We start from the raw sequence: 12,891 nt of genomic DNA, 5'->3' as shown, positions 1-12,891 counted from the left end.
TTCATCACTCTGAAATAACTGACAAGTCCCAAGCACCAAACTCCGTAAGTCTGAAATGCTTGATTTTAGGATTTTAATTTTGAAGTTTTAGTGCAACCTTCCCGGATCTCTTGTCTCCGTTCCTTCAAGTTCCAGTAGTGCATCACCTAATTTTTGTCTCATCCCATTGGCCAAAAACTTGATTTTTTCCACCACCTCCGGATGTTCCGATGCCACATTGTTGGTTTCACTTACGTCATTAACCACATCGTATAACTCAATCTCCTCCATATCCACCATACGATATTCACCAGGTTGCCCATCCTTACCAGGTTCCTGACCATCCATGGTTCTGAATCGGTGTGGAAAATATAGTTTCCATTTGCCATAACGCACTCCGAACATCTCGTTTACCCTGTAGTAAAAGAAGTACGCTTCTTGGGGGCTATCACCACTTTCTCCAGTCAAGAGTTTAAGTGCACTCTTGCCATCGATGGTTTTCACCGGCAACTTTGCACCGGTAAATTCGGCAATTGTGGGCAAAATGTCTATGGCCATTACAGGGGCTTCAATAACTTCACCAGCTTTAAGTTTAGCCGGATATTTAATTATAAAAGGTTCCCGTTGTCCACCTTCCCAAGCCGTACCTTTCCCTTCTCGCAATGGCAGGGCGCTCCCGGCATGGTTCCCATAGGATAGCCATGGCCCATTATCCGAGGTAAAGATCACAATGGTATTTTCTTCCAAACCATTGTCCTTAAGGGCTTCCAATATTTGGCCGACGGACCAATCAATTTCCATGATTACATCGCCATAGAGTCCACGTTCGGATTTGCCCTTGAATTTTTCTGAAACAAAAAGAGGAACATGCGGTTGCGGATGGGGAACGTAAAGAAAAAAGGGATTATCCTTATTTCTATTGATGAAATCCACGCTTCGTTCTGTAATCTGCGAGGTCAATTGCGATTGTTCCGTCAAAGTATCGATGACCACTTCGTTTTCATAGAGGGGTAAATCGGGAAAATTAAAAATTGGTCCCTGTTGTGGGTGATAGGGCCACATATCGTTGGAATATGGGATTCCGAACCATTCGTCAAATCCGTGCCTGGTAGGCAGAAACATAGGATGATGCCCCAGATGCCACTTTCCAAAAATGCCCGTTGCATATCCCAGCTCCTTAAGCATTTCTGCCAAGGTAGTTTCGGAGGCATTAATGCCGTGCGTATTATCTGGGCCCAAAGCATTATGGATCCCAATTCTGTTGGGGTAGCAGCCCGTTAGGATACCGGCCCTTGAAGCCGAGCATACTGCCTGGGCGGAATAGTAATGGGTCAGTTTAACTCCATCAGCCGCCATTTGGTCTAAATGTGGTGTATTAATATTTGGGGACCCAAACACTCCAACATCTTGATATCCCTGATCATCAGTGAAAATCAATACAACATTGGGTTGGGTTTGGGAGCTTTCTTTTTTGTCGCTTTTTTGCCCACAGGAAATGAGGAACAATAGGCCTAGTACGTACGAATATCTGAACATTGTGTTGGTTTAGGCTATAAATATAGCTAAAACCCAAATCTCCAAGCTATGCCAAATAGAGGTCGACCAAGCCTTCAGGCGTTTTCACATGAATGGTCTTCGCCTCCCTATCCACTTTAGAAATTATATCGTCACTGATGGGTATCAGCAATTCCTTCCCGTCCTTTTCGGCCTCGAAGAGTTCTTGCGAAGCACTGTCGTTTATCGCCTTGATGGTTCCAATATTACCATGAGTTTCATCCATTAGGGTGAAACCAATTACTTCATGGAAATAAAATTTGTTTCCGGTCAATGGGGGTAGCATTTTCAAAGGAAGGTACAGTTCGGACCCCATGATTTTGTCAGCAGAAACTTCATCCTTCACTTCTTCAAAATCAACACGAAGTAAGCTGGATTTATGCAGACGACATCGGTCAATAAAAAATGGAACCAGATTGTTTCCAAGAGAAACAAAAACTGATTCCATGTTTTCGTAAATTTCAGGTTCGTCGGTATCGAGTTTTACCAATACCTCCCCCTTGAAACTGTATTTTGAAACGATTTTGCCCAGGTAGAAGCAATCTTCCTTGCGCATCGTTTTAGAGTTTACTCTTCTTCCTTGCTTGCTTCGGCAGCTGGAGCAGCCTCTTCAGCCTTAGCTTCTGGTGCCACAGTTTCTTCTTTTGCCGGTTCTTCAACGGTGGCAGTTTCTTCAGCAACTGCTTCGGTAGTTTCAGCTACTTCTTCCGCAACTTCCTCAACCGCCTCTTCTTCGGCTTCAGGTAAAGCAGCAGCAGCTCTTTTTTCACTTACTTCTTTTTCTGCTTCCAAAGCTTTGGCTTTAGCATCCGCTTGAGCTTTGCTCAAACCATCTTTCTTCGCTTGTACTGCTTTTTCTTTTTCTTCCAACCAAGCGTTGAATTTCTCTTCTACCTGTTCCTCGGTCAAAGCTCCTTTACGAACTCCACCCAACAAGTGGTGCTTTAACAACACACCTTTATAAGATAGAATGGCTCTTGCAGTATCCGTGGGCTGAGCCCCGTTCTGCAACCACTTTACAGAGTTGTCAACATTGATATCGATGGTAGCAGGATTGGTATTGGGGTTATAGATTCCCAATTTTTCCAAAAATTTACCGTCTCTTTTTGCTCTTGAATCTGCGGCTACAACCCAGTAGAAGGGTTTTCCTTTTTTACCGTGTCTCTGAAGTCTAATCTTTACTGGCATATCACATTAATTTGTAGGGTGCCCGACCCTGGTTATTAATTCTTTTAAATCAAAATGTCATTTCCGAGAAGTCGGAAAATCAATCGCTCTTTGTTTAAGCGGGTGCAAATATAATTGATTTCCTTTAATGGACAATGACTTACACGACTTTCTATTCTCTTTCCGCCAATTGATCTTTGCCGGGCACCAAATTGGCTTTATGTCCTTCCACCAAATCTTTGATTTGACCCAAAATCTCACCATTGCCCTCTGCAATATCAAACTGTTCGGATGCATCGTGATTCAAATGGTATAACACTGGTGGATCATGTTCCTCACGCTCTCCAAATTGTCCATAAACTCCTTGGGTTACATAGTGTGCTTTATAATCCCCTAAACGGGCGGCAAACAATTCAGTACCTCGATAGTACAAAATACTCTTCCGAGGGCTTGGTTGACCATTCAACAATGTAGCACTTAAATCATAACTGTCCATAATTCGGTCATTGGGAACCTCCACCTTGGCCATTGCGCTAAAGGTTGCAAACAAATCCATAGTAGAACCCAAATCTGTTATAACCCCTGGCTTAACTTGCCCTGGACCCCAAAAAATTCCAGGTTCCCGCATACCACCTTCCCAAGTAGAGCCTTTCCCTGCTCTCAAAAGACCAGCACTTCCTCCGTTGTTTTTGAAGGGAAGCCAGGGTCCATTATCTGAGGTGAAGACCACAATAGTATTTTTAGCCAATCCTTCTACCTCCAGCGTTTCTAAAATCTGACCTACCCCATGATCAATTTCTTGCACCACGTCGCCATACAATCCCCGTTTGCTCTTGCCCGTTGCCTCTTCCGAAGCGAACAACGGAATATGAGGGAGGTTATGAGCCAAATAAATAAAGAAAGGTTTGTCTTTGTTCTTTTTTATGTAGGAAACGGTCTCTTCGGAGTATCGTTTCGTAATAGTATTCTGATTGGCAGGTCTTTCAATAATTTCAGTTCCGCGGAGTAAGGGCACATTAAAATGTTCGGTTTTGATGTCTTCGTTTTGCTGATTCCAGTATCCCCCATCGGGATATTCAGCAACCCTATCCATGTCGTTTGAATACGGAATTCCAAAATAATAGTCGAAACCATTGTTGGTCGGCAGGTACTGCTCTTTATGCCCCAAATGCCATTTGCCAATGGCTGCGGTTGCGTATCCCACACTCTTTAATTGTTCGGCAATGGTAATCTCGTAGGCCGGCAATCCATTTTTGGAGTCCGGGAAAAGAACACGGCTTTTGTTGCTGGCCATACCACTTCTTACCGGAAGTCTTCCTGTTAGCAAAGCTGCTCTACTCGGTGTACAAACACTGGCACCCACATAAAAATTAGTCCACTTTTGCCCTTCATGAGCCATGCGGTCCAAATTTGGAGTGAGAATAGTGGGATTCCCATAACAACTTAAATCTCCATAGCCCAAATCATCCGCAAAAATGACAATGAAATTAGGAGGAGTACTTTCCAGTACTGGTTCCTCTTTAGGTTCTTCCTTGCAAGAAGTAATCGTCAAAAAAATTGATAGTAAAAGACAAAAAGTATTTTTCATTTTTTAAGGTTGGTTTGAAGCCCTAAAGATAGCGAATGTCCGACACAAGAATGGAATTCATTATTATTTCAAAGAAGTTGATAACTCCTAAAAACTACTTTTTAAAATAGTCGGGGGTTTGTATATTTTTAATCACTTATTTCGACTGAGGAAGATAGATGTATTTAATTTTTGATACCGAGACCACTGGACTGCCCAAGCGCTGGGACGCCCCCATAACAGACACCGACAACTGGCCCCGTTGTGTGCAGATTGCGTGGCAATTGCACGACGAAATGGGAAATCTTGTGGAACATCAAGACATGTTGGTAAAACCCGACGGGTTCAACATCCCCTATGAGTCGGAACAGGTTCACGGCATTTCAACAGCCCTTGCAGAGCAAAATGGCGTTTCCTTGGAAGAAACTTTGGAGGCTTTCCAAAATGCGCTTGCAAAAGCCAAGTTCGTAGTAGGTCAAAATGTAGATTTTGATGTGAATATCATGGGATGCGAGTTCCATAGGATGGGAGTGGAAAACTCTTTGGCAACCCTTCCTGTTTTGGACACCTGTACCGAAGAGACCGCCGAACTTTGCAAAATTCCGGGAGGTCGGGGAGGCAAATTTAAACTTCCCACCTTAACGGAGCTTCACCAACACCTTTTTGGAGAACCCTTTGCCGAGGCCCACAACGCCACCGCGGATGTTGAAGCCACTACCCGTTGTTTTCTGGAACTGATCAGGAAACAACATTTTTCCACCGAACAATTGGATGTCCAACCGGAGTATCACAACCGGTTTTCCGAGGCAAATCCCCAGGAAATCCAACTTGTCGGTCTTAAGCACATCAACCTTAAAAAGGCCTCCAAAGAAATTGCAGACGCTCTATGGGCCAAGGACACCAGTGGTTTTTCGGAAGACGAAATCAAGGAAAATGCGGCAAGTCTGGCCGATGCTCCGTTTGCGCATTTGCACAACCATTCCCAATTTTCGGTTTTACAATCTACCATCAACATTAAAAGTCTGGTAAAGGCCGCTGCCGATCAGGCCATGCCCGCTGTTGCCCTAACGGACCATGCCAATATGATGGGCGCGTTTCACTTTGTAAAAGAAGTTAAGGCCCATAACAAAGGGGTGAAAGAAAGAAACGCTGAAAAAAACGAGAACGATGAGCTTCCGTTGGAGCAGGAAATTACTCCCATCATTGGTTGTGAGTTTCACGTTTGTGATGACCACACCAATAAAAATGTGAAGGACAATGGATATCAAATTGTTTTATTGGCCAAAAACAAAAATGGCTATCACAATTTGGCCAAAATGTCCTCCATTGCGTACACCGATGGCTTCTACTATGTTCCACGAATAGACAAAAAGATTGTTCGGGAATACAAGGAAGACGTGATTGCGTTGACCGGAAACCTCTATGGAGAAGTTCCAAACAAAATATTGAATATCGGCGAAAAACAGGCGGAAGAAGCCTTGTTGTGGTGGAAGGAACAATTTGCCGACGATTTCTATATAGAAATGATGCGCCACGGGCAGGAAGATGAGGACCGGGTCAATCAAGTTTTGATACAATTGTCCAAGAAGCACGATGTAAAACTTGTCGCCACCAACAACACCTATTACTGTGATAAAAAGGATGCCGAGGCCCATGATATTCTTCTTTGCGTAAAGGATGGCGAAAAACAGACCACCCCGATAGGACGTGGTCGCGGATACCGGTATGGTCTTCCTAATCAGGAATATTATTTCAAATCTTCCGATGAGATGAAATCCTTGTTCAAGGATGTGCCCCAAGCCATCCTAAACATCCAGGAAATTGTGGATAAGGTAGAGCCCTTTGAACTAGCCAGGGATGTACTTCTTCCCAAATTTAATATCCCTGAGGAATTCAAGGTCGATGAGGATAAGGCTGATGGAGGTAAACGTGGGGAAAATGCTTATTTGAGGCACATAACCTATAAAGGAGCAGAAAATAGATACGGGGAAATCACCGATGAAATCACGGAACGCATAGATTTTGAGTTGGGTACCATAGAAAATTCAGGGTATCCGGGTTACTTCTTGATCGTAGAGGATTTTATTCGCGAAGCTAGGAACATGGATGTTTCTGTTGGACCCGGGCGGGGTTCCGCCGCGGGCTCAGTGGTCGCCTATTGTTTGGGAATAACCAATATCGACCCGCTAAAATACGATTTGCTTTTTGAGCGGTTCCTAAACCCGGACAGGGTTTCGATGCCCGATATCGACATTGATTTTGATGATGAAGGAAGAGGTAAGGTCATGGAATATGTGATCAATAAATATGGAGCCAACCAAGTGGCCCAAATCATCACCTACGGAACCATGGCGGCCAAATCTTCCATCAGGGACACGGCGCGCGTGCTCGATTTACCCCTAAATGATGCGGACCGTATTGCCAAGCTCATCCCCAACATGTCCAAGCTCAATAAGATTTTTGGAGTTGAGGAAGCCGATCTAAAGAAAAAGTTCCGTTCCGATGAGCTGGAAAAGGTTCATGAACTCTTGAATATCTCAGAAAGTGATGATCTGGAGGGCCAGACGGTGAACATGGCCAGGGTCCTCGAAGGATCGCTGCGGAACACAGGTATCCATGCCTGTGGAGTGATCATTACTCCGGACGACATTACCAACTTTGTGCCGGTTGCAACTGCCAAGGACTCGGATTTATATGTCACCCAATTCGATAACTCGGTGGTTGAAAGCGCCGGACTTCTAAAGATGGACTTTTTGGGACTGAAGACCTTGACCCTAATCAAGGATACGGTTAAAATCGTGAAGGCCAGAACCGGGTTGGAGCTGGTCCCGGATGAGTTCCCTTTGGATGACGAAAAGACCTATGAACTTTTCCAACGGGGAGATACCGTGGGGATATTCCAATACGAATCCCCAGGGATGCAAAAACACATGAAAAACCTGAAACCTACGGTTTTTGATGACCTCATCGCCATGAACGCACTGTACAGGCCAGGTCCCATGGAGTATATTCCCAGTTTTATTGCCCGAAAACATGGGGAAGAGGCAATCACCTACGACCTTCCCGACATGGAGGAGAACTTGAAGGAGACCTATGGAATTACGGTTTACCAAGAGCAGGTGATGCTACTCTCCCAAAAATTGGCAGGGTTTTCCAAGGGTGATGCCGATGTCCTTAGAAAGGCCATGGGAAAGAAAATTTTTGCCCTACTACAAAAACTAAAGCCCCAATTCCTGGATGGTGGGGAAAAGAATGGACACCCAAGGGATGTACTCGAAAAAATCTGGAAAGACTGGGAAGCTTTTGCGTCCTATGCCTTTAACAAAAGTCACTCCACCTGCTACGCATACATTGCTTATCAAACGGCATACCTAAAGGCCCACTACCCTGCCGAATATATGGCAGCGGTACTTTCCAACAACATGAACGATATTAAGCAAGTAACCTTCTTTATGGAGGAATGCAAGCGAATGGGATTGGAAGTTCTTGGTCCGGACGTCAACGAATCGTACTACAAATTTGCGGTCAACAAAGACAACGCCGTACGTTTTGGGATGGGGGCTATTAAAGGTGTTGGGCGTTCTGCGGTTGAAACGATTGTCGAAAACAGAAAAGAGGACGGCCACTACCGTTCCGTATTTGATTTGGCCAAACGGGTGGAACTTCGGGCTGCAAATAAAAAGGCATTTGAAAACCTTGCCCTTGCAGGGGGATTTGATTCCTTTTCCGAAACACATCGTGCCCAGTATTTTCATCATGAAGGTGATGGGGTGACGTTCTTGGAAAAGGCCATTAAGTACGGGGCCAAGTTCCAGGAAAATAAAAATTCATCCCAGGTAAGCTTGTTTGGCGAAGCCAGCGAGGTCCAGATTCCAGAACCTGTAGTCCCTCCCTGTGAGGACTGGGGAACCATGGAAAAGCTCAAAAGGGAGAAAGAAGTGGTGGGCATCTATATTTCCGGACATCCCTTGGATGATTTTAAAAAGGAAATCAACGCCTTTTGCAATAGTAACGTTTCGGCATTTTCAGATTTGGAACCCTATGTCAACCGTGAATTGACCGTTGCAGGGGTCATCACCGATGTACAACACCGTATTTCCAAAAATGGCAAAGGCTGGGGACTGTTTACCCTCGAGGATTATACCGATTCACATGAATTCCGAATTTTTGGGGAAGAATATTTACGGTTCCGACATTTCTTGATGATCAATTCCTTTGTGCATGTCAAGGCATTTGTTCGGGAAGGTTGGGTAAACCGGGATACCGGAAAAAAGGGTGACCCCCGATTGCAGTTCAACGATTTTAAGCAGCTTCAGGATGTGATGGAGGCCTATGCGAAAAAGTTGACCATCAAACTGGACATAAGTCGATTGCAAGACAAGCGCATCCAGGTGATAAAGAACACCCTGCGATCCTACAAAGGTGACCATCCCCTCAACTTTGTGGTATACGAAATGCAGGAAGAAATCAAACTAAATCTATCCAGCAGAAAACAAAAGGTGAAAATCAACAGTGAACTGCTATCCGCGCTGGAAGAGAACGAGATACATTACAAACTGAATTAAGGGGCCATAATTTATGCCAATGGCACAATAATGAAAACGAATACGTCCCAGGTAAGGAATATGGTCAATATTTGACTAAATTTGCGAATATTAAAACAAATAAAATGGCACTAGAAATAACAGATGCAACTTTTGATGAAGTAGTACTTAAAAGCGACAAACCCGTTGTTGTGGATTTTTGGGCTGCTTGGTGCGGACCTTGTAGAATGGTCGGCCCGATCATCGAGGAAGTTAGCCAGGAATATGAAGGCAAAGCTGTAGTTGGAAAGGTAGATGTTGATGCCAACCAACAATTCGCGGCAAAATACGGAGTACGAAATATTCCTACCGTATTGGTCTTTAAAAATGGTGAAATTGTAAATCGCCAGGTTGGGGTTTCCCCTAAAAAGGTTTACACCGACGCTATTGAGGCGGTATTATAAAATTATCCTTACGGATTTTTTAAAAAAGGTTTGGCAATTGCCAAACCTTTTTTGTTTTATATTGATCCCACAATCTCGAAATGGATATACGATCAGAACTACATCAAGCCCCATTGTTCCAAAATCTGGAATTGTTGGCCAATCAGATTGTGGAAGGCTTTATCAGTGGTATCCATAAAAGTCCTTTCCATGGTTTTTCGGCAGAATTTGCTGAACACAAAATCTATAATCCAGGGGAAAGCACTAAACATGTGGATTGGAAGCTTTTTGCCAAAACGGATAGACTCTATACAAAAAGGTACGAGGATGAAACAAATTTGAGGTGCCACATGATCCTGGACAATTCAGCCTCTATGTACTATCCAGAAATAGCATCAATGGGATTGGAAAACCTGAATAAACTTGGGTTCGGGGTGCTGGCAATTGCCGCCTTGATGCAGCTTCTGAAAAGACAGCGGGATGCCGTTGGTTTGAGTATTTATTCCGACAACTACCATTTTTATACCGCTGAAAAAAGTAGTGAACGGCATTTTCAAATGCTCTATTCCAAGCTAAACGAGGCCGTCCAAACCAAAGAACCTTCCGAGACCACCAGAACCTACACTTATTTACATCAGATTGCTGAAAAAATCCATAGACGTAGCCTCATTTTCCTGTTTTCCGACATGTTCCAAACAGAAACCGAGGAAGCCAAGCTCTTTGAGGCACTTCGCCATTTGAAGTACAACAAGCACGCCGTGGTACTCTTCCACCTCCTGGACCATGAACGTGAAATCAACTTTGACTTTGACAATACCCCCAAACGTTTCGTTGATGTGGAAACTGGTGAGCATATTGATCTATATGCGGACAATATCAAAAGAGCTTATTCGGAAAAGGTAAGCGAATACCAAGAGAATCTTAAATTAAAATGCGTCCAATATAAGATCAAGTACGTTGGTGTGGATGTGCAATCGGATTTTGCCCAGGTACTGAATACCTTTATGATCGAAAGGCAAAAATTTCTTTAGTCCCATTTTTCAAAAAAACTTTTGCGAATAAGATTTGACAATGTATATTTGCACTCGCTTTGCAAAAAGCATGAACAAGATTTGAATCCCGCTTTTGCTGGAGTCTTGGAAAAGATAAAATCATTGGTCTGGTAGTTCAGTTGGTTAGAATACCTGCCTGTCACGCAGGGGGTCGCGGGTTCGAGTCCCGTCCAGACCGCTGAAAATTTATTAAATTTCAGCATAAAGCCTGTAAATCAATGATTTGCGGGCTTTTTCATTTTATTTGATACCATAATAAGGTGTCCCTCGTGCCTTTAAAACTCCTTTAAAAGGATCACCAAGGCTTGGAGTCAGCAACATCCTATCGCAATAAGTTTTTTTATTTCCCTCAATGAACTTGGACAGGCCGGACAACACTGGACGGCCAATGCACTTGAAAAGTTAGTTCTTTGCCAATGCTTGGCCTATTCGACCATTGCCATCTACAGTTTTAAAATAGAAATGAGCAATAACTGACCTGTTAATAGTTTTTTTGATGCCGCAAAAGCTGGTGTTTTCCCAATGTCGGCATGGGTACCGAATAACGTATGGGCCATGCCAACGAGGAATTCTATAGCGTGAAATAGGCCACGCTTTTTGAGGTTAAAACACATTTTGCTAGCTTGTTTCCATAATCAATTCTTTTTCAGAGCGTTGGTTGAAATTGCTTATTTTTAAAAGGTAAACCGACCTCTATGAAATCCTCATTGCTCTATATAGTATTCACACTTCTCATAGCATCCATTGCCAATGCCCAGCATACCGAAACACTTGATAGCTTACTCAAGGTATATCAAACTCAAGCTGAAGACACATCAAAAATCGGCACCATTAAACTTCTTTTTGACAATTACTTGAACAATGACCTAAATGAGGCAGAGAAGTACGTTATAGAAGAGCTGGAATTATCCCAAAAACTCGATTACAAAAAAGGGGTGGGAATGGCCTACTTGCATTTTGGGGTATTAGACGAATATCGCTCCCATCTGGATTCGGCCAAAATAGATTACACCAAAGCCAGAATCATTTTTCGAGATATTGAACACCATGGATTAGAAGCGGTAGCCATCAGAAATTTTGCAGGCGTAGAATACAATTTAGGCAATTATGATGAAGCGCTTAAGATTTTAGACGAGGGTATAGCTACCTTAAACAAACATAGCAGTGATAGCACAGCATTAATTCCATTTTACCATAATAAAGGGTTGATACATAACTTTAAAGGAAATTACAGAATTGCCACGCAGGAGGTTATCAAAGAACTGCGGATTCTTGAAAAACTGAACAGGCCTATCCAAAAGGCCGATGCTCTGAATTTGCTGGCAAACACCGAAAGCATTCAAGCCAATTACGAGAAAAGTATTGAGTATAACCTGGAGGCCCTAAAAGTATACCGAGAATTCAATGATAAATTATTCGAAGTCAATGTATTAAATGACATTGGTCTCAATTACTATTCGCTTGAAAATTATGAACAGGCTATTGTGTATTTGGAAGAAGCCCTTGAAGTAAATAAGGTTATTAAAAATCAAAGTCTCAAATCTACTGTTCTAACCAATTTAGGAAATGCGTATGCCAAATCGAATCGACCAAGTGAAGCCATAGACTATATCTCTAAAGGAATTGAAACTGCCGAAAAAATTGGAGCCAAAAACAAAATGGTGGAAGGGTATAATGCCTTGGCAGCAGTTCATGCCGGGTTGAACAACAATAATTTGGCAATTTCTTATTATTCTAAGTCCATTGAACATATTAATAAAGGGGGTTCGAAAGCGAATCTGAGTAATGCTTATAAAGGGAGGTCAGAGCTCTACGCCAGGCTAAGTAACCACAAATTGGCCTATGATGATCATTTATACCATAAACAGTTAAGTGATTCTATATATAATAACACCAAATCACAGCAAATAGGGGAACTTAAGACGATATACGAAATAGAAAAAAAAGAGCAGCAAATCGCCATGCAAGAAAAGGACATCGCTGTTTTGGAGAAAGAAGCTCAAATAAGTTATCAGCAAAAATTACTCTTAGGAGGCGGATTGGGCCTTGCACTAATTGTACTGGGCCTAGGCTTCTATGGATTTCGTCAAAAGGTTAAAAGAAACAAGTTGGAAAAAGAAAAAGTTGATGCCCAATTGGCTTTTAAAAAGAAAGAATTGACCACCCACGCCCTTCATCTTGCAAAAAAGAACGAGGTTTTGGAAAGTGTGAAGCTCAAAGCTAGGGCCCTGAAGGAAAAAGAAGGAGGTTCTGGCTATCAAGAACTGATCAAGACCATCAACTTTGATCAGCAAGATGATAAAAACTGGGAAAGTTTTACACAATACTTTGAACAGGTGCATAAGGACTTTGCCACCAATGTCAAAAAAAGGTTTCCCGAAGTGACCAAAAATGAACTCCGGTTTATGGCCCTCATGAAGATGAATATGTCCTCCAAAGAGATTGCTACCATCTTGAATATTTCTACCGATGGCATAAAAAAAGCACGGCAACGGCTGCGTAAAAAAATGGGGTTGTCCCCTAATGATTCCCTGGAAAATATTGTTTTAGCGATTTAATCTAATTTTACCAACCTCTTGAACCACCTATATTTATTGGCATTATAG

Annotated in this window: 8 protein-coding genes and 1 tRNA gene; 5 read left to right on the top strand and 4 right to left on the bottom strand. The window is 42.8% G+C overall.

Going from position 1 to position 12,891, the window contains the following annotated elements:
- Nucleotides 1-87: 87 nt before the first annotated feature.
- From M3P07_RS11550 to M3P07_RS11535, 4 genes are all read right to left on the bottom strand, one after another.
- Complete coding sequence (locus M3P07_RS11550) at nt 88-1,515, bottom strand: sulfatase family protein (protein ID WP_249970064.1); 1,428 nt, start codon at nt 1,513-1,515, stop codon at nt 88-90.
- Nucleotides 1,516-1,561: 46 nt separating this feature from the next.
- Nucleotides 1,562-2,089, bottom strand: a complete 528-nt coding sequence (gene rimM, locus M3P07_RS11545; RefSeq protein ID WP_249970063.1) for a ribosome maturation factor RimM — start codon at nt 2,087-2,089, stop codon at nt 1,562-1,564.
- An 11-nt stretch (nt 2,090-2,100) separates the two neighbouring features.
- Entirely contained in the window at nt 2,101-2,721 is a 621-nt protein-coding gene (locus tag M3P07_RS11540; RefSeq protein ID WP_249970062.1) for a 30S ribosomal protein S16, read from the bottom strand.
- Nucleotides 2,722-2,872: 151 nt separating this feature from the next.
- The gene (locus M3P07_RS11535; protein ID WP_249970061.1) at nt 2,873-4,288 is read right to left on the bottom strand and encodes a sulfatase family protein; all 1,416 of its coding nucleotides are present in this window, start codon (nt 4,286-4,288) and stop codon (nt 2,873-2,875) included.
- A 158-nt stretch (nt 4,289-4,446) separates the two neighbouring features.
- Here M3P07_RS11535 and dnaE point away from each other — a divergent pair, with 158 nt between their 5' ends.
- The 5 genes from dnaE (at nt 4,447) to M3P07_RS11510 (ending at nt 12,843) form a co-directional block, all read left to right on the top strand.
- The gene (gene dnaE, locus M3P07_RS11530) at nt 4,447-8,832 is read left to right on the top strand and encodes a DNA polymerase III subunit alpha (RefSeq protein WP_249970060.1); all 4,386 of its coding nucleotides are present in this window, start codon (nt 4,447-4,449) and stop codon (nt 8,830-8,832) included.
- A gap of 89 nt (nt 8,833-8,921) precedes the next feature.
- Nucleotides 8,922-9,254 (top strand): thioredoxin, encoded by a 333-nt coding sequence (gene trxA, locus M3P07_RS11525; RefSeq protein ID WP_335342064.1) that lies wholly within the window; start codon nt 8,922-8,924, stop codon nt 9,252-9,254.
- Nucleotides 9,255-9,334: 80 nt separating this feature from the next.
- Nucleotides 9,335-10,264, top strand: coding sequence for a DUF58 domain-containing protein (locus tag M3P07_RS11520; protein WP_249970059.1), 930 nt, complete (start codon nt 9,335-9,337; stop codon nt 10,262-10,264).
- 125 nt (nt 10,265-10,389) lie between these two features.
- Nucleotides 10,390-10,463 (top strand) — tRNA-Asp (locus tag M3P07_RS11515).
- Nucleotides 10,464-10,980: 517 nt separating this feature from the next.
- Nucleotides 10,981-12,843, top strand: coding sequence for a tetratricopeptide repeat protein (locus M3P07_RS11510; protein WP_249970058.1), 1,863 nt, complete (start codon nt 10,981-10,983; stop codon nt 12,841-12,843).
- Nucleotides 12,844-12,891: the final 48 nt, after the last annotated feature.

It is taken from the genome of Flagellimonas myxillae, assembly GCF_023502235.1.
In the GTDB taxonomy this organism is placed as follows: domain Bacteria; phylum Bacteroidota; class Bacteroidia; order Flavobacteriales; family Flavobacteriaceae; genus Flagellimonas; species Flagellimonas myxillae.
The sequence above is the reverse complement of the archived record's forward strand: the minus strand, read 5'-3'. Positions and strand labels throughout refer to the sequence as shown.

Coding starts and splice junctions, on each gene's coding strand:
- M3P07_RS11535 (WP_249970061.1), bottom strand. CDS start 4,288: ATGAAAAATACTTTTTGTCTTTTACTATCAATTTTTTTGACGATTACT.
- dnaE (WP_249970060.1), top strand. CDS start 4,447: ATGTATTTAATTTTTGATACCGAGACCACTGGACTGCCCAAGCGCTGG.
- M3P07_RS11540 (WP_249970062.1), bottom strand. CDS start 2,721: ATGCCAGTAAAGATTAGACTTCAGAGACACGGTAAAAAAGGAAAACCC.
- M3P07_RS11520 (WP_249970059.1), top strand. CDS start 9,335: ATGGATATACGATCAGAACTACATCAAGCCCCATTGTTCCAAAATCTG.
- M3P07_RS11550 (WP_249970064.1), bottom strand. CDS start 1,515: ATGTTCAGATATTCGTACGTACTAGGCCTATTGTTCCTCATTTCCTGT.
- M3P07_RS11510 (WP_249970058.1), top strand. CDS start 10,981: ATGAAATCCTCATTGCTCTATATAGTATTCACACTTCTCATAGCATCC.
- rimM (WP_249970063.1), bottom strand. CDS start 2,089: ATGCGCAAGGAAGATTGCTTCTACCTGGGCAAAATCGTTTCAAAATAC.